At 61.5% G+C, this 16,788-nt stretch carries 15 protein-coding genes; 10 read left to right on the top strand and 5 right to left on the bottom strand.

Going from position 1 to position 16,788, the window contains the following annotated elements; genetic code table 11:
- Nucleotides 1–8: 8 nt before the first annotated feature.
- The 3 genes from KTR60_RS25530 to KTR60_RS25520 form a co-directional block, all read right to left on the bottom strand.
- Nucleotides 9–1,664, bottom strand: a complete 1,656-nt coding sequence (locus KTR60_RS25530; RefSeq protein WP_228401386.1) for an FAD-binding dehydrogenase — start codon at nucleotides 1,662–1,664, stop codon at nucleotides 9–11.
- Nucleotides 1,661–2,326 carry a TetR/AcrR family transcriptional regulator gene (locus KTR60_RS25525; RefSeq protein WP_042924910.1) on the bottom strand — a complete coding sequence of 222 codons (666 nt, stop codon included), beginning with the start codon at nucleotides 2,324–2,326 and terminating at the stop codon, nucleotides 1,661–1,663. The genes KTR60_RS25530 and KTR60_RS25525 overlap by 4 nt, the downstream gene beginning before the upstream one ends.
- A gap of 141 nt (nucleotides 2,327–2,467) precedes the next feature.
- Nucleotides 2,468–3,799: an MFS transporter gene (locus tag KTR60_RS25520; protein ID WP_228401385.1), complete on the bottom strand. Its 1,332-nt coding sequence runs from the start codon at nucleotides 3,797–3,799 to the stop codon at nucleotides 2,468–2,470.
- Nucleotides 3,800–3,956: 157 nt separating this feature from the next.
- Here KTR60_RS25520 and KTR60_RS25515 point away from each other — a divergent pair, with 157 nt between their 5' ends.
- From KTR60_RS25515 to KTR60_RS25505, 3 genes are all read left to right on the top strand, one after another.
- Nucleotides 3,957–5,120, top strand: a complete 1,164-nt coding sequence (locus KTR60_RS25515) for an LLM class flavin-dependent oxidoreductase (RefSeq protein WP_042447073.1) — start codon at nucleotides 3,957–3,959, stop codon at nucleotides 5,118–5,120.
- Nucleotides 5,121–5,270: 150 nt separating this feature from the next.
- A complete protein-coding gene (locus KTR60_RS25510; protein WP_228401384.1) occupies nucleotides 5,271–5,807 on the top strand; it encodes a hypothetical protein in 537 nt (178 codons plus the stop codon).
- Nucleotides 5,808–5,894: 87 nt separating this feature from the next.
- Entirely contained in the window at nucleotides 5,895–6,527 is a 633-nt protein-coding gene (locus KTR60_RS25505; protein WP_054780969.1) for a hypothetical protein, read from the top strand.
- A gap of 10 nt (nucleotides 6,528–6,537) precedes the next feature.
- On the opposite strand, the gene KTR60_RS25500 is transcribed toward KTR60_RS25505, so the two are convergent.
- Entirely contained in the window at nucleotides 6,538–7,053 is a 516-nt protein-coding gene (locus KTR60_RS25500; RefSeq protein WP_003940315.1) for a CGNR zinc finger domain-containing protein, read from the bottom strand.
- Nucleotides 7,054–7,078: 25 nt separating this feature from the next.
- Between KTR60_RS25500 and KTR60_RS25495 the strand changes: the two genes are divergently transcribed.
- From KTR60_RS25495 to KTR60_RS25480, 4 genes are all read left to right on the top strand, one after another.
- Nucleotides 7,079–7,270 (top strand): hypothetical protein, encoded by a 192-nt coding sequence (locus KTR60_RS25495; RefSeq protein WP_039973125.1) that lies wholly within the window; start codon nucleotides 7,079–7,081, stop codon nucleotides 7,268–7,270.
- Nucleotides 7,271–7,373: 103 nt separating this feature from the next.
- Nucleotides 7,374–8,981 carry an AMP-binding protein gene (locus KTR60_RS25490; protein ID WP_054825371.1) on the top strand — a complete coding sequence of 536 codons (1,608 nt, stop codon included), beginning with the start codon at nucleotides 7,374–7,376 and terminating at the stop codon, nucleotides 8,979–8,981.
- Nucleotides 8,982–9,108: 127 nt separating this feature from the next.
- Nucleotides 9,109–9,393, top strand: coding sequence for a hypothetical protein (locus KTR60_RS25485; RefSeq protein ID WP_003939785.1), 285 nt, complete (start codon nucleotides 9,109–9,111; stop codon nucleotides 9,391–9,393).
- 38 nt (nucleotides 9,394–9,431) lie between these two features.
- On the top strand, nucleotides 9,432–10,163 hold the full coding sequence (locus KTR60_RS25480; protein WP_054827029.1) for a hypothetical protein: 732 nt from the start codon (nucleotides 9,432–9,434) through the stop codon (nucleotides 10,161–10,163).
- Between the two features lie 14 nt (nucleotides 10,164–10,177).
- Here KTR60_RS25480 and KTR60_RS25475 read toward each other — a convergent pair whose 3' ends face one another.
- Nucleotides 10,178–12,133: an ABC1 kinase family protein gene (locus tag KTR60_RS25475; RefSeq protein WP_228401383.1), complete on the bottom strand. Its 1,956-nt coding sequence runs from the start codon at nucleotides 12,131–12,133 to the stop codon at nucleotides 10,178–10,180.
- Between the two features lie 350 nt (nucleotides 12,134–12,483).
- Between KTR60_RS25475 and KTR60_RS25470 the strand changes: the two genes are divergently transcribed.
- From KTR60_RS25470 to KTR60_RS25460, 3 genes are all read left to right on the top strand, one after another.
- The gene (locus KTR60_RS25470; RefSeq protein ID WP_151098319.1) at nucleotides 12,484–13,812 is read left to right on the top strand and encodes a hypothetical protein; all 1,329 of its coding nucleotides are present in this window, start codon (nucleotides 12,484–12,486) and stop codon (nucleotides 13,810–13,812) included.
- 106 nt (nucleotides 13,813–13,918) lie between these two features.
- Complete coding sequence (locus tag KTR60_RS25465; RefSeq protein ID WP_054827031.1) at nucleotides 13,919–14,944, top strand: hypothetical protein; 1,026 nt, start codon at nucleotides 13,919–13,921, stop codon at nucleotides 14,942–14,944.
- 517 nt (nucleotides 14,945–15,461) lie between these two features.
- Complete coding sequence (locus KTR60_RS25460) at nucleotides 15,462–16,466, top strand: helix-turn-helix transcriptional regulator (protein ID WP_065351475.1); 1,005 nt, start codon at nucleotides 15,462–15,464, stop codon at nucleotides 16,464–16,466.
- Nucleotides 16,467–16,788: the final 322 nt, after the last annotated feature.

Raw genomic sequence — 16,788 nt, 5'->3', positions numbered from 1 at the left:
TTTCGGAGCTACAGGTCGCGCGCCAATGCTCGTCCGGCTGCGCGGCCCGAGAAGATGCAGCCGCCGAGGAAGGTCCCCTCGAGTGCGCTGTAACCGTGGACTCCGCCGCCGCCGAAGCCCGCGACTTCACCGGCTGCGTACAGACCGTCGAAGACACTGCCGTCGGCCTTGATGACCTGCGAATCCAGGTTGGTTTCCAAGCCGCCGAGGGTCTTGCGTGTGAGTAGGTGCAACCGGACCGCGATCAGTGGGCCGTTCTTGGGGTCCAGGATCTTGTGCGGTGCAACGACGCGCACGATCTTGTCTGCCAACAGATTACGGGCACCGTGGATGGCGGTGACCTGGAAGTCCTTGCTGTACTTGTTGTCGACTTCGCGGTCGCGGGCGATCATCTCGCGTTCGATGTCCTCGTAGTCGAGGAGCGGTTCGTCGGTGAGGGCGTTCATGCCGTCGACCAGATCGCGAAGGTTGTTGCGCACCACGAAGTCCGCGCCCTTCTGCTTGAACGCCTCGACCGGTCCCGGCGCGCCCTTCTTGATTCGTTCGAGGAGGAGCTTGAAGTCGCGGTTGGTGAAGTCAGGGTTCTGTTCCGATCCCGAGAGTGCGAACTCCTTCTCGATGATCTTCTGGTCGAGGATGAACCACGTGTACTCGTGGCCGCTGTCGAGGATGTACTTGAAAGTTCCCATCGTGTCGAAGCCGGGGAAGTTGGGGACCGGCAGACGCTTGCCGGTGGCGTCGAACCACATCGAGGACGGTCCGGGGATGATTCGGATTCCGTGGTTGGGCCAGATGGGATTCCAGTTCTGGATGCCTTCGGTGTAGTGCCACATGCGGTCGCGGTTGACGATGTTTCCGCCCGCGGATTCGGTGATTTCGAGCATGCGTCCGTCGACGTGCGCCGGTACTCCCGTCAGCATGTGCTTCGGAGCCGTGCCGAGTCGCTCCGGCCAATTCTTCTTCACCAGTTCGTAGTTGCCGCCGATACCGCCGGAGGTCACCACGACGGCCTGTGCGGCGAACTCGAACTCGCCGACGGGGGTGCGTGAGCTCTTCACACCGCGCAGATCACTGGAAGGTTCGAGGACGGTTCCTCGTGCACCGGTGACCGCGCCATCGGTGACCACCAACTGATCCACCTGGTGGCGGTGCTTGAACGTGACGAGGCCACGTTTCTGGGCAGCAATGACCTTGGTCAGAAAGACATCGACGACGCCAGGTCCGGTGCCCCAGGTGAGGTGGAAGCGAGGCACCGAATTTCCGTGTCCGAGAGCCATTCCGCGGCCACGTTCGGCCCAGCCGACATTCGGCATCAGGCGAAGCCCCAGATCGTGCAGGTACTGACGCTTGTCGCCGGCCGCGAACTCGACGTACGCCTTGGCCCACTGACGCGGCCAGTGATCTTCGCGGTCGCGGTCGAATCCCGCTGTGCCCATCCAGTCCTGCATCGCCAACTCGAGGGAGTCCTTGATGCCGAGTCGGCGTTGTTCGGGGCTGTTCACGAGGAAGAGTCCGCCGAGAGACCAAAATGCCTGCGCGCCGAGGTTGGCAGCGTTCTCCTGTTCCACGACAAGGACTTTGCGGCCCGCGCGCGTCAGTTCGTAGGTGGCGACCAGTCCCGCCAGCCCTGCCCCGACAACGATGACGTCAGCTTGTTCGCTCACGACAACTCCTCTTCCGATTGGTTGTTCTGGATTATTTCGCTGTAGGACAGCAGAATTCGAGTGAAGATATCGCGGCGCAGTGCAAAGGCGGCGTTGGTGTCGGTATCGACGAGGCACTGCACGCTGGTGCCGTCGTGCACTGCGACCAATGCCCGTCCCAACGCCGTCGGGTCGCCGACGATTGTTCGCCCGACGTCGCTGAGTGCGGACTCCACGATGGGCAACAGGGTGCGAAGGATCGCGTCTTCACGGTCGGCAAGGGCTTTGCGAAGTGCCGGGTTACGGAGCGCGTGGGCTGTGAATTCCGCGTTGATCCGGTACCACTGCGGGTCGACCGGAACCACCGCCACGATCCGGGCGACAGCGGCATGGATGTCGACGATGTTACCGGCGGTGATCGACTCCGTCGCCAGCCGTAGATCGGCGAGCATTGATGCAGATCGCTGCTCCCACATCGCGAAGAACAATTCGTCGAGTGAATCGAAGTTGGAGTAGAACGCGCCTCGGGAGTATCCGGCGCGTTCGCAGATCTGCTCGACCGTGGCGTGCCCGAACCCGGATTCGGAGAAGACATCTGCAGCCGCGTCGAGCAGACGCTGCCGGGTCTGACCACGGCGTTTGGTGACACGCTTGGCCGGCGAGTTGTCCGTTCCAGTCGTCATCGGCGCCTCCGTCAGGGTGGGACCCCAAACGATACACCGATGTATCCGATGCGCAGGCGTATCTCGATCTGTTCTTCTTCGCAGGTATTTCTATGCATATCTAGTAAATGTGCAAGAGAGGTGAATATTCAGATGTGATCGCTACAGATGCAGATCACGCTTCCTGATCGCCGCAGTGGCGACGACGCTGATCGCCGAGGTGGCCACCAGATATCCACAGGCCAGCCACGGTGAACCGCCGGTGGCGCCGATCAGTGCAGTAAGGATCAGAGGTGTGACGCCGGAGGCGTAGATACCAGAGAACTGGTAGACGACCGACAACCCGGTGAACCGGATTTCTGTGGGGTAGAGGCTCGCATACAGCGTTCCCTGGGCGCCGTAGAACAAGGCATGAATCACTCCGAAGACCGCGACCATCGCGACTCCGAAGAGCAGGAGATTCTCGGTACCGAACAGTGCGAAGGCGGGGAAGATCGCGAGGCCGTACGCGGCGATGCCCACGATGTAGACCCGTTGCGGGCCGAACCGATCAGTGAGTGAACCGGAAAACGGCAGCAAGATCGCCATCACTACTGCGGCCACGGTGACCACGAGAAGTACCGGAACCTTTTCGAAATGCAGAGTCTTGGTTGCATACGTGATTGCAAAGACGCCCCAGGTGTTGAACGCGGCGCCCTCGCCCCAGCGAGACAGCATGCCCAGTACGGTGTTTCGCGCGACTCTTCCTTGAAAGACTTCCCTGAGCGGGGCGGACGAGCGTTGTTCGAGGTCGCGAACGGCCTGAAATGCCGGCGTCTCGTCGACCTTCAAACGGACCACCAACCCTACGATCACGAGCACCAAGCTGAGAACAAAGGCTATGCGCCAGCCGAAACGGAGAAACTGTTCGTCGTCGAAGACCGTTTGAAGTAGTGCGAACATTCCTGTGCCCAAAGCCAAGCCGAGAGCCAGTCCGATCTGCGGGATGCTGCCGAACAGCCCGCGCTTCTTCTCCGGACTGTGTTCGACCGCCAGAAGAACGGCTCCGGCCCACTCACCACCGAGAGCAAATCCCTGCAGGATACGAAGCAGCAGAAGCAGAATCGGTGCAACGACCCCGATTTGAGCTGCGGTCGGAAGGACACCCATGAGCGCCGTCGCGATACCCATGATGAACATCGTGAGGGCAAGCGTTTTCTTGCGCCCGATGCGATCGCCGATGTGACCGAACACCACTCCGCCGATGGGGCGAACGAGAAAGCCGACCGCGAAGGTCGCAAAAGAAAGCATGGTCCCGACAAAGGAACTCTGGTTGGGGAAGAACAGTTGGTTGAAGACGAGGCTCGCGGCCGTCGCATAGAGGAAGAAGTCGTACCACTCGACCGTCGTGCCGAGCAGGCTCGCGGCGACGACGGTTCTCAGTCTGGATCGCCGCTCGTCGTCGGTCTCGTTCGAGAACGGTGAATTGTGCTCGACTTCGGCAAACGTGGTCATCGGAGCCCCCGGGTCGCGGTGCAAATTCACGAAGGTATCGCCGGAGCCGAAAGTGGGCACCCCTAGCGATCAGGGTGATTTCAACCCTGTTCTTCGAGGTGGACTGTGGTTGTAATGACAGAAGAGTTCTGCCTGTTCGTCGACGAAAGGAATCACCGTGTCACTGCGCTTCCACTGGTTCTTGCCTACTTACGGTGATTCCCGGAATCTGATGGCGGGTGGGCACGGCAGCTCGATGTCCGGTGATCGTCCGGCGACGCTGAAATACCTCAATCAGATCGGCGCGGCCGCCGAGACGAACGGCTTCGAGGCCGTTCTCACACCCACCGGCGCGTGGTGCGAAGACGCATGGCTGACGACAGCGATGATGGTCGAGACCACCGAGACGCTCAAGTTTCTGGTTGCTCTGCGACCGGGATTGCTCAGCCCGACGCTGGCCGCTCAGATGGCCGCTACCTTCCAATGGCAGTCGGGTGGTCGTCTGCTGCTCAACGTCGTGACCGGCGGGGAGGACCACGAGCAGCGCACGTTCGGTGACTTCCTCGACAAGAACCAACGGTACGCACGATGCGGCGAGTTCCTCGACGTGATCCGCCAGTTGTGGTCCGGTAACGGTCCGGTTGATTTCTCCGGCGAGTACGTCAACGTGGAAAAGGCTACGCTGCAGCGCATTCCGGATCCGGTACCGCCCATCTTCTTCGGTGGATCGTCGCCGGCGGCCGGAACCGTCGCATCGCGTTACGCGGATACGTATCTCACCTGGGGTGAGACGCCGTCCGCTGTTGCCGCCAAGATCGCCTGGATTCGCGACCTCGCGGAAGTTCAAGGTCGTCACCTCGACTACGGAATCCGTCTGCATGTCATCAGCCGGGACACCTCGGAACAGGCATGGGCAGAAGCGGATCGGCTGCTCAGTGCGCTCGATCCGGCGACCGTCGAGCAGGCTCAGGCGAGTCTTGCGCGATCCGGCTCCGAAGGTCAGCGTCGGATGCTCGAATTGCACGGCGGCGGTTCGGCTTACAAGGAGGGCGTCGGAGCGAGGTCGCTGGAGATTGCGCCGAACCTGTGGACCGGCGTCGGATTGGTGCGAGGGGGTGCAGGCACCGCATTGGTCGGTTCGCACCAAGAAGTGGCTGATCGGATTGCCGAGTACGCGGCGATCGGTCTGGATCACTTCGTATTGTCGGGCTATCCCCATCTCGAAGAGGCGTATCAGTTCGGTGAGGGTGTGCGTCCGATCCTCGAAAAGCGTGGATTGGTAGCACCGCACGGTTCGGTCGGCGGACCGGTGCGAACGCCCTTCGTCTCCAGTGGGAACTGAGTCGAACAGCGAGCTCTTCGAGAAGGGGACGTTTGTCCCGATCTTTCGGGCACGGCCTCCCTCCGGGGCTATTCACGCAATTCGGTCAGTAGATCCGTTCTAGGCTGCGCACTGTTGCCGAACTCAAGGCGCAGTACGAAAGGATCCTCGATGAAGCTGGGCACGAGTGGAGTACGTCGCGTCGTGGGAACCGTGGCAGTCGCCGCTGCAACCGCGGCAGGCGTCGCGATGGTCAATCCTGCAACTGCGTCGGCCGAGGTGGTCCCGCCGGTCGTCTCGTACAAGGTGACCGGAAACGATCTGGCACTGACGATCACGAACAACAACACGGGCATTGCCCCGTTGTGCCAGGCGTTTGTCGTCAACGCCGCGGATTCTGCTGCCGTGCTTGATAATCCGCTCAAGCTGCTCGATCCGAACCTTGTGGTGTACCCCAAGATCACCGACCCGTCCTCACTGTTCGCCGTCGGTAAGGGGCAGACGGTCACCAACACCGTGACCGATGTTCCGGACGGAACCTACGCCGTGCTCGGTGCCTGCTCCGATCTTCTCGATCTGGAGACGTTGGGTAAGCCTGTTCCTGGCGTGCCGAGCCTCGTTGTCATCGGTGGACCGTTCAGCGGCATCAATACCGGAAGCCTGAGCGACCTGTTCGGCAGCGGCAGCCTCGAAGGACTTTTCGGGTAGCTCACCGTCTGTCTCTCCAATTTTCCGACTGAGCGGTCTATTCTTCAGGCATCTGGTGATCTGACCGACTTGCCTGGAGGTTCGGAAATGCGAAGTCGTGGATTCAAACGCGTTCTCGGAAGCATTGTCGCGGCGTCGGCCGCCGTCGTGGGACTGGTTGTCATGACTCCGGCGACGGCGTCGGCATCACCGGCGATTCTCCCGCCTCCGGTGTCGGTGAGCGCAGCGGACAATGCGATCACCTTCACCATCACCAATCCGAACCCGCGGTTCAGCTTCATCAACTGCACAGTGGCGATCCTCAACGCCAGGGATGTCCCCGACGTGATCCGCGATCCGGCAAAGCTGCTCCAGCCCGGCGTGTTGGTGTATCCGACCGTCAGCAACATCCTCGATCTGTTTGCCGTTTCGCCTGGGCAGACGATCACGCGGACCGTCGGCAATCTGCCGGCCGGGGTGTACGCCGTTGCGGGAGCGTGCGTTCGACTGCTCGATCCGACCAACCCCACTATCGCGATTCCGCAGGCCGTTGTGGTCGGCGGCTGGTTCGAGGGCGCCGGAACCGGAAGTCTCTCAGGTTCTTTGGAGGACCTGGGATACAACACGGTCCAGGACTTGATCGACGCGTGGAATCGAATCAGCTCGGGAAGCAGCGGCGGCAGCTTCCAGTTCGACTACCAAGGTGGCTCGGATTTCGAGGTAGTGGGTCCCACGTCGTAGTCGGTCCGGCTCACTTGCGCGCGCGGTGGCGTCGCACCGCGTCGCGATTCGCACACGTGGGGGAGCAGTACCGCTGATTGCCGTTGCGTGAGGTGTCCGCATAGATGTTGGTGCACTCGTCCAGGGTGCACCGACCTAATCTGTGCATTCCGCGGCCGACGAGGTGCAGCGCCGTGCCTACCGAGAAGAGGGCCTTGAGGACCTCGGCGAGCGACTGTTGCGGATCGCGGTAGTGCAGATGCCACCCGTCGTTTGCGTGGTTGGTCATGCGCGGATACGCCGACGCTTGCTCGAGCATGACGTTCACCAACTCGGCGCGGGCTGCCTCCTCCGTGACGTCGACGATTTTCGACCACTCGATCAGAAGGTCGAGGGTCTCGTCGAGGTCCTTCTCGGCGATGGGGAAATCGAGAATGATGCCTGCATCGACGCAGCGTTCGACGAGTTCGGCCAAGGTCTCGGGATTTCGATTGGCCAGGTCGGCGGCCAGCGTCACCGCATATTCGCCGTAAGGGTTGAGATGCACAATGCCATTACATCATGCTCGTCGTATGAAGAAAACAGATTTCGCGCCGATAAGTTGCATCCACCGCTGGGAGATCGAATCTCGGCATCGGACCAGCGAGGGGACGGTCACCTACCTGCGCTGCCATTGTGGGTCGTGGCAGACCTTGCTCGCCGAATGGGTGTCGGGCGGTGCGGGCTCGGCCGTCGCTGCGCCGATCAAGGTCAGGTCCAGGTAATGGTCAGCTAATCGCTCCGTTTTGCCTCGGGTGACATGGAACGTGTTCTAGATTCAGGGTTGTATGCCTCGGTATCGCGGCGCAGACTCTGAAAGGGAAGACGATGCAGTTCAACCTCGCTGATGTATTCGAAACCGTCGCCAGCTCGGTGCCTGATCGCGTCGCCTTGACTTACGAGGGAGAGAACTTCTCCTACGCTGAGCTGGACGCGGAAGCCAACCGAACGGCCAACCTGCTCGCGCAAGCCGGCATCTCGCGCGGCGATCATGTAGCCCTGTTCCTGAAGAACAGCGTCGAACATGTCACGTCGATCCTCGGGTTGATCAAGATCCGTGCGGTCCCGATCAACGTGAACTACCGGTACACGCCCGCCGAGCTCGAGTACATCTTCACCAACTCCGACTCGGTCGCAGTGGTCGTGGAACTCCCCGAGCATCAGCGTGTCCTTGCTTCCCTTTTCGGTGCATGCCCGAAGGTGAAGACGGTGATCGTGATCGGCGAGGTCGAGGCCGAACTGGTCGCTGCCGCGAAAGCGCATGAAGTGTCGGTGGTTTCCTTCGACGACGCTCGCGAGATGTCACCGGTAGGGGAGTTCGATTCTCGTTCGGGCGACGACGTGTACCTGCTCTACACCGGCGGGACGACCGGATACCCGAAGGGTGTCATGTGGCGTCACGACGACTTCTTCCGTAAGCCGCTCTCCGGCGGAAATCCGTACGGCGAGGAAGCTCGACAGGACCTCGCCGAGATAGCCAGCGCTGCAAAGGAATTTCCGGAACTCTCGTTCCTCATTGCCGCCCCCCTCATGCACGGCGCAGCGTTGTATTCGCTGTTCACCTTCCTCACCCTCGGTGCCCGCGTGGTTCTACGACGAGAATTCGTTGCGGAGAAGGTCGTCGAAGCGATCGAGAAGGATTCGGTACAGGTGATCCTGATCGTCGGTGACGGCATGGGACTGCCGTTGGTCGACGAGATGGAACGACGCAAAGACGAGGTCGATTTCAGCAGTCTCTTCTCGATCACGTCAGGTGGTGCGATCTGGTCCACCAGCGTTCGAGACCGCATGCTGGCGGTGAAGCCGGACCTGCTGTTGCGGGACAACTTCGGAGCCTCGGAGTCCGGTAATGACGGCGCCTTCTCCATCGATGAGGCGGGAAATCTGCGAATGCCGCCCTCGCCGAACATGATCCTGGTCGACGAGCGGCTCGAAGAGATCCCCGCCGGCTCCGACGACGTGGGCTACATCGCGCGTATCGGAAACGTCCCGCTCGGGTACTACAAGGACGAAGAGAAGACCGCCCGCACGTTCCCGACCCGCGCTGACGGCACCCGTCTTTCGGTGCTCGGCGACATGGGCAAGGTCGAAGCGGACGGCACGATTGTCTTCCTGGGTCGTGGCTCGCAGTGCATCAACACCGGTGGCGAGAAGGTCTTCGCCGAAGAGGTCGAGGCCGCCCTTCACGCGCATCCGGCAATATCGGACGCACTCGTTGTCCCCGCGCCCGACCCGCGCATGGGGCAGCAGGTCGCAGCGGTGATCGCGACCTACCCCGGATCCGACGAGTTGACTCTCGAAGCGGTTCAGGAACATTGCCGCAAGACGTTGGCCGGCTACAAGGTGCCGCGCACGATCGTGCTGGTCGATGAAGTCAAGCGAACCCCGGCCGGTAAGGCGGACTACCGCTGGGCGACGACACTGGCATCGACCTAGCAACGCGGAATGGGTGACGACGATCTTTCACACGGATTTCACCACGACATAAGAGACATACCGGAAAGATGGTGCAGAGTAAGTCGTTCGCGCCTTGCGTCGTCACTCCACGAAAGGGCCTTGTCTCATGCTCATCATCGGAATACTCCTGTTCGGGATCGTCATCGGAGCGGGAGCCCAGCTGATTCTGGGGAAAACGACCGCACGAGTGGACTGGACCTTCGCGTTCATCGCGGGAATCGGTGGTTCGCTGGTCGGCGGATTGCTCGTGAGTTTGATTGCAGGCGACGGATTATCATTGCGCCCGAGCGGCATCCTCGGGTCCCTTGCCGGCGCTGTCATCATCACCGCGGGGTGGCAGTGGTACCGCGGGAGGAACGCAACTACAACTACGCGTCCGTCTGATCGCTGATTTCCACAGTTCCGTCATGGGACGGAGAGCGTCGACATATGACCGAACTACTCGATGAAGTCCTCACCGCACATGGCGGAGTCGAACGTTGGCAGTCTGTTTCAGCGATCACGGCACGGGGACGTTTGGGCGGTCTGCTGCCTCAGCGCTTCCCCGGCAACAAGCTGGCGAAGTTCACGGTCGAGGTTGAAGTCGCCGAGCAACGCACTGTCCTCCAAGACTTTCCGCGTGTCGGCGAGTGCGCTGTGTTCGACAAGGGCGTCGTGCGGATCGAAACTCGTGACGGCGAAGAACTCGGGAGTCGAACCGACCCACGTCCAGAGTTTTTCGGGTTGAGTGGAGTCCGGCGCAACCTCCACTGGGACGCGCTCGACACCGCTTACTTTGCCGGCTACGCCTTTTGGAACTATCTGAACGCACCGCTGCTGCTCGCCCGCGACGACATCACTGTCACCGAAGCCGAACCTTGGCAGGAATCCGGGCAGCAATGGCGACGACTACAAGCAACGTTCGCGCCGGCGATCGATACCCATTGCCGGCAGCAGACCTTCTATGTCGACAACGGTGGCCGCATCCGCCGTCACGACTTCGTCGCCGAACCGGTAGGCAGCTGGGCGAAAGCTGCTCTCTACTGCGACCAGCATCGCGAGTTCGACGGTCTCACCTTTCCCACTCGACGACGTGTGCTCCCGAGAGGCCCAGGCGGCCGCGTTCCCTCGCGGCCGACGCTCCTGGCGCTCGACTTCGACGACATCGAAATCAAGCGATGAACATCAGTTACTGGTTACCGGTTGTCGAGTGTGAACAAACGGAACACGGTCCGCATGCACAGAACGACGCCGACGAAGCCCAGTACCGCACTCGCGAGTGCATAGCCCGACAGCTGAGGTGTGAGTTGTGGTCCGCCAGGTACGAACAGAAGGATCGCCGCGACAATCAGCGCGGTCACCCCCGCCGCCATACCCAGGGCGTTGTTCGCCGACCGTCGTAGCCATCGCCTGTCGTCGGGGTGTGCGACCGAGCGAGTGCGAAGTGTGAAGCTTCCCGAGGCAATCGAGGTCGCGATCTGATCGAGCTGACCAGGCAGGCGCCGGACCACCGCGGTTGTGACCGCCGTCGTCGACAGGATTGCCTGTGCGGCTGCAGTCGGGCTGGCGACATGGGTCAACAGTCGGGGTACTTCGGCCCGAACAGCAGCGACGAGGTCGATCTGCGGATCCAGGAGCCGCAGGGCGCGCTCCAAGGACGCGAGCGAACGGAAAGCGGCGGCGACGTCTCCCGGCACTCCGATTCGGTGTTCGCGAAGCACAGTGAACATTCGCGCGAACGATGCCATGGAAACATTGGGTTGGACACTGAGCAGGGTGATCTCTCGGCCCACCTGGTGACGTAGTGCTCCGCGATCAACTTCGGGCGGCACGTCGAATGCCATCAGCATCGCGTCGACTGTCGCCACCGGATCGCCTGCGAGGGCAGCGTTGAGGAGCACGGCGAACAAGATCCGTGTCTCGCCGTCCAGAACCCCTACTGCGCCGAAGTCGAGGAGCCCGACCCGGCCGTCATCGAGGATCATGATGTTGCCGGGGTGCAGGTCCGCGTGAAACACGCCGTGGACAAAGATCCCGTCGAGCAACGACGCAAGAAGTTCGTTGGCGATGCTGCTGCGGGTGTCGCGGTCGAGGCCGGTGAGCGCCGACTCACCGTCGGAGAGCGGTGTGCCGTGAAGACGTTCCATCACGAGCACCCGTCCGCTACTGAGGTTGGGGTAGATGTGCGGAACGACGATATCCGGGCGGTTCGACATTGTGGAAGCAATCGCGCCGGTATTCGCTGCTTCGGTGCGGTAGTCGAGTTCCTCGAGCAGTGACGTGACGAGGCCCCCGGCGAGTCGGTGAACGCCGATATCGCGTGCCCAGGGAAAACGGGTCTCCGCGCGGGATGACACGCGAAGGAAGATATCGCAATCCACGCTCACTTGTGCGCTCGCCTCGGGCCGTTGAACCTTCACCACAACGTCGACGCCTTCAACGGTGCGCGCGGAATGTACCTGTGCGACAGAGGCGGCGGCGAACGGCTCCACATCGAACCATGCGAACACCGACTCTGGTGCGTCGCCGAGTTCCGATGCCAGTAGCTCCCCAATGCGGACTGGATCAGCCGGTCGTGCCGAACTTTGCAGAGACGAGAGAGTGCGAGCCAACTCGGGTGGTATGAGGTCGTCTCGCGTGCCGAGGATCTGTCCCAGCTTGACGAAAGTGACACCGCACCGGTTGATTACTTCCACCAGCGCGTCCCCGAACTGAGGCGCTGATGGCCCAGCACGGAGAGCGGGCCCGCCTCCCGCTCGCACGACGATGCCCATGATCTGGACGTATCGCTTGGTTCGTCGCCACGATTTGCGGCTGCGCTGCAATGCTTCTGGCGGTCCGGGGATGGACCCTGTTGGAAGGACAACTTCGAGGAAAACCAATGCGGCCAGGCATGCTGCGAACACCCAGAGCGCGACAACTCCGAAGAATATGAGCGCTGTTCCTACGCTCACCAGAAGTTGATCGTCCTGGCTGGCAATTCCTGCGAATGTCGCGGCGTAGCCCGAGAGTGGGACACCCACCGAGAGCGCTATCACCGCGATCACAAGTGTCCGTGGCCAACCGACCCTCGTCCCCAGCGTTCGTCGCATCACGCCCGCCAGTGCTGCTGCAAGAAATGGCGTCGTGACGATCCAGACCATCAAGTCCATTGCGATAGCGTACGGGTTTGCAATCTGCGATTCATCCAGGAAAACCCTGAGCCCACCCCGACTGACGGGTAACAAAGTCCGACAGTGCCCAAGCGTCGAACGTGCTCGGGCACTTTGGAGTTCATTCGCTCCGATGTCGACCCGTCCTGATCGAACGTCCAAAAAGAAGATAGTGCACCGCAGCAAAGAAACAATCACAGCGCACGGTGCGCTCAACCCTCGATCGCAGTGGATTATCGTCGAGGAGTTGCGCGATCGGCAGCCCTGAAATCGAACCAGTCGGGCGACCGTTGCGGTACACGATGCGGTTTCGCTGGTACCGTCGATGTCATGACTCTGCAGAAAGGCGCATGAGCGCCCACCTCCGGCGTAGGTTCCTGCGCCCTCGATATGTCTTCTTCGCCGCTGCTCACCTGTGGGTGGTCGACGAGCGTCAACCCGTTGCGGCACTGATTGATCCGCACACAGAATCGTTGGCGGGGTTGGTGGCGTGGACCGATCTTCCTCCGACCCCTCCGGGATTCGGCCCAGCACAGATCTCTGCCGACGAGTCCGGTTTGTGGATACAGAATCACCGCGACGGCCCTTTGGTTCACGTCGGTACCGACGGCATCGACCGGTCCGAATACACCGAAGGGCACCATCTGATCGGCGCGGGACGCGCCGGCGCCTGGTGTATGACGACTACACGCAGGCACAACGACATCTCACCCTCGCCGGATATTCCGCCACGGACGCTGAGGCGCAAACCGGCGCTGCTGGTGAGCAAGCCGGGTGGTGGGATGCGTCTGGTCGAAGTGGATGCCGCGGCGATCGTGTCGGCCGAGTTCGACGAATCCTCGCTCTATCTCGGTGTCGAGCACGATCCGTGGGAACGGGTGCCGCGCGTGGACGGCACGGGAGGAAAGCGGGCCGGGTTCGAGTTGCGTTACAGCTCATCGGTATTGCAGATACCTCTGCATGATCCGGCCCCGCTGCGCATCGACCGCAACACCTACCTGTGCGCGGAAAATCGGCAGGTCGGGTACGCCAGCGAGTATGCGGATGTGTCGTACAACGAAAACCATCGCCGCAAGCGCGCATTCGATGGCAACGTGCGCTGGTACTGGGGCAAAGACCCCATTGTGCGTGGCGCCACAACTGTACGGGCCTACCGTGGTGAGGTTCCGTCGCCGGTGACGACTTTGATGCTGCCCGGGATGGATGTCGCCCACGGGGTCGCAGGGGCCAGGAGGCTGTGGTTGGTCGCGAGGACCGCTACCCGTCCTGCCGGCGGTCGGTCGGTACTTTCCACCGGGGTCGATGGCGGCATCCATTCGCTGATCACCGGCGGCATCGACATCACCGATCGGTGCTGGCCTGTCGGGCCTGAGCCACTCGATCATCACGGGTACGTGCAGTACTGCCTGCGCGGTCTCGACCGAATGCGGTTCTCGGACAAAGTCGATCAGGTGAGCGCCACGTACGTCGGCCACTGGCCGAGCGGCCGGATCCATGTCCGATTCCGGCATCGTGACTACCCGGGACTGATGTTGACAGCTCGGCTGAATCTGTACGACGAGCTTGGTGTTCGTCTCGACAATCTCCTGTCCTACGCCTCGGCAGAGTTGAGGGAACAAGCCGACACCCGCGCCTACCCCGCGGCTTCCGAAGCGATCGCGGGAGTCCTGCATGTCTGAGCTGAGCGGCGCAGGCGATCGGGCCGGAAAGCTCACCGAAACCAGTGGGAGGCGCGTTGACCTAGGCCGCAGACGACCGATACCCGAATGCATAACGGAGGCAGTGATGACCGAATGGGTGCAGATGTTGGTGACCTTGGCCGACGGACCGCGGCAACCGGTCCACGGGGTCGTGGTCCCGTACCGCAATTCCGACGAACCGTTTCACTATTACTTCGGCAGCTACGGTGAAGAACCTGTGTTTCTTCCCGTTCGCCTCCCCGGCGTGCATCTGTATCGGTGGGGGCGCCGATCGAGGATCGAGTCACTCGACGGGCAGGTGATGTTCGTCAGCGACGGCACCACCGCTTGGGACTTCACCGCCGACCCAGACCAACCGCGCTGCACCGAACTCCATCACGTGCACTCGCCCGGCGCGGGCCGATACCTTGCGATCACCCCGCGCGTTGAGCATTGGGTCGGCAACGATCATTCACGCCCGACAGGGCCGGTGACAGACGTCGAGTTCCTCGGCCGTCGATGCTGGTCGGTGGATCTCGCCCCACGCGAGAGCCGGAATCTGCCGAAGCCGTCGCTGCGGCTTGTCGTCGACGCCGAAACCGGTGCGGTACTTGCCCAACACTCCGGCGACGGTATCGACGGCGCCGCATACACCGACCTCAGAGTGGGGGAGCACCTCGAACTCTCCCTGTTCACCTGGGACGGTCCGGTCACCACCGATGCAGAATCGAGGAGCCTCACCGGTCGCGGCGGGCCACCAGTAACGCCGGCGCAGGAGTCGATGAGCTGGTTTCATGAGGAGATCGCCGCCGAACCCATCAGGGTGCCCATGCTGACGGACCTGACCCCACGCTTCGTTCACTCGATCGAACCCGAAACCGGCGCATTCGCCGCAGAACTCGGTGATAAAGCGGGATGGATCGCCCGGAGGCCACGATCGAACCAGCCGTGGAAAACCAAGACTTACGGATATCAGATCGCCTGGTCTACAGAAGATTTCGACTGGGTCTGCCAGATTCACCACGGAACACTCGACACCGCCGGGATCGAGTCCCTACAGCAGCAACTACACCCCGGCCTATCGGTAGTGGGCACGCCTGAACTTGTATTCGGCGGTTCGAACGGCGACTGAGACTGAGGGCGATAGGCACTCTTCAAGGAGAACGGGCATCTGGCAGCGTCATCGAACATGGCCGGAAACTTGCTGCACTGCCCACCGCGGCGACGAACGCACCTCCGCCGGTCCCGGTGTTCGACAACGATTCGGTGTGGATCGGCCCTGATTCAGTGTGAATTGTGATGGTGCCGAACGGTATACCCTTGATCGCTGCCCGAACGATTGCCGATTCACCATTGGTGGTCAACTTGCAGCCAATCTGCGCGCACTGTTTGTCAGCGGTTGCCGCCAGTGACAGTTCGATTGCGGGTGCCGCATCTGAGCTTTGCGAAGTCTCGACTGCCGCCAAAAATGCCGGGGACAGCGACCCCAGCTTGCTCGAGCCGGTCGCCGGGTGGGCGTAAACTCAGCCACTTTTCGCCCACTGCGTGTGGCTCTACCACCGGTTTCCCTCTCGTTCCCCGATGTTGCCTGACTGGCGAGACAATGAGAGCCTATACGTACTTGGGGGAGTCGGATCCAGGAGTATCGTATGCAGATCCACGCTTTGCTTCCGGCCATGATCCCGCCGGACGATGGCCGTTTCGTCGAACTATCCGATGTCCACGTGCGCGCTTCTGCTGCAATGAGAGTCCTGCGGGATTCGATTCCATGGGATGGATACGCATTGACGGCATGGGATGCGGGTTCAGGAAGTCATAGGCACGTCACGTTGGCGAGCGAAGGCTACACGCGGGAGCTCGACGAACATATGAACGACGCGTTCGTCGACGGGAATCCGGGCTTTCATTTGTTGCATACCCAGGTTCCGCACGCCCTCCGTTGGCTGGACTTGCAGAGGGATTGGCACATCCCGTTCGCGCAGACGCAGTCCGCCGAGGGATTCTTGATTCCCGCTGGGTTCAAGGAGGGCGCGACCATGTGTCTGAGGTTGCCTGGTGGGCGATATACCGGTGCTCTGCACGTGAGTTGGGCGCGCCCCAAAGACGCCAGTAACGAGGCTCTTAGCGTGATCGAGAGGTTCCGTCCTGTACTCGCTGACGTCTGTGATCTCTTCCGGAGCGCTCATGGTGCCGTGCAACGGGCTGGGGTGGCAGCGCACGCCGTCATAGTCACCGATACAGGCGCAATTTCGGAGCTGCCAGGTCATACGGCGGGTCCGGTTCTTGGGGAGTCTGCGCGCAGGTGGTTGGCGTCAGCGATCCGGGATTGGGCTGGCCGACCGGCGCAGTATTTGTGGGCCGAGTCGGATGGTTCGTGCCATCGAATCGAGTTGTCGGCGGGTCCCGGAACGTCCCTCGTGGTCGTTGAACGTCGGATTCCGTGGCCGTTCGGGTTGAGCTGCCGGGAAGTGCAAATTCTTCATTGGGTCACCCGAGGCTGTTCCAATCCCCAGATCGCGAAGAAGCTGTTCATCAGTCCTAGAACCGTTTCGACCCACGTCGAGCATCTTCTCGTCAAACTCGGGAGCCAATCTCGTGTGCAGCTCGCCGCGCTTGCTGTGGAAGCAGGACTGTTGCTCGCGAGCGAGATGTGAGTACCCGGAGTGCGACCGTCGTCAGGGTGACCGCAACGACCAGCGAGTCGGGGGAGTCGGAACGGGCGTAAACCAAAGCCCTACGGTAGCGCCAAAGGCGCTGTGAGGGGAGATGTATCTCCGTTGATGATGCAGCAGCCGCGTCTTTAGTGGCGGATTCTCACCCGTTCAGTTCCGGTTATGAAATTCTCGATGCCCCAGTACATTTCGCCCGTTCGGTTTGTCGTGTCCGCATGTGATGTCCGACCGGAGGTATGCGGAAAATACGTCAACTGACCGATGGTCGAGGAATGTGATTGTTCATACGCTTTTCATCTGGCTA

Source organism: Rhodococcus sp. C1 (assembly GCF_020809065.1).
Classification (GTDB): domain Bacteria; phylum Actinomycetota; class Actinomycetes; order Mycobacteriales; family Mycobacteriaceae; genus Rhodococcus_F; species Rhodococcus_F qingshengii.
The sequence above is the reverse complement of the archived record's forward strand: the minus strand, read 5'-3'. Positions and strand labels throughout refer to the sequence as shown.

Coding starts and splice junctions, on each gene's coding strand:
- KTR60_RS25525 (WP_042924910.1), bottom strand. CDS start 2,326: ATGACGACTGGAACGGACAACTCGCCGGCCAAGCGTGTCACCAAACGC.
- KTR60_RS25520 (WP_228401385.1), bottom strand. CDS start 3,799: ATGACCACGTTTGCCGAAGTCGAGCACAATTCACCGTTCTCGAACGAG.
- KTR60_RS25510 (WP_228401384.1), top strand. CDS start 5,271: ATGAAGCTGGGCACGAGTGGAGTACGTCGCGTCGTGGGAACCGTGGCA.
- KTR60_RS25505 (WP_054780969.1), top strand. CDS start 5,895: ATGCGAAGTCGTGGATTCAAACGCGTTCTCGGAAGCATTGTCGCGGCG.
- KTR60_RS25495 (WP_039973125.1), top strand. CDS start 7,079: ATGAAGAAAACAGATTTCGCGCCGATAAGTTGCATCCACCGCTGGGAG.
- KTR60_RS25490 (WP_054825371.1), top strand. CDS start 7,374: ATGCAGTTCAACCTCGCTGATGTATTCGAAACCGTCGCCAGCTCGGTG.
- KTR60_RS25485 (WP_003939785.1), top strand. CDS start 9,109: ATGCTCATCATCGGAATACTCCTGTTCGGGATCGTCATCGGAGCGGGA.
- KTR60_RS25480 (WP_054827029.1), top strand. CDS start 9,432: ATGACCGAACTACTCGATGAAGTCCTCACCGCACATGGCGGAGTCGAA.
- KTR60_RS25475 (WP_228401383.1), bottom strand. CDS start 12,133: ATGGACTTGATGGTCTGGATCGTCACGACGCCATTTCTTGCAGCAGCA.
- KTR60_RS25470 (WP_151098319.1), top strand. CDS start 12,484: ATGAGCGCCCACCTCCGGCGTAGGTTCCTGCGCCCTCGATATGTCTTC.
- KTR60_RS25465 (WP_054827031.1), top strand. CDS start 13,919: ATGACCGAATGGGTGCAGATGTTGGTGACCTTGGCCGACGGACCGCGG.
- KTR60_RS25460 (WP_065351475.1), top strand. CDS start 15,462: ATGCAGATCCACGCTTTGCTTCCGGCCATGATCCCGCCGGACGATGGC.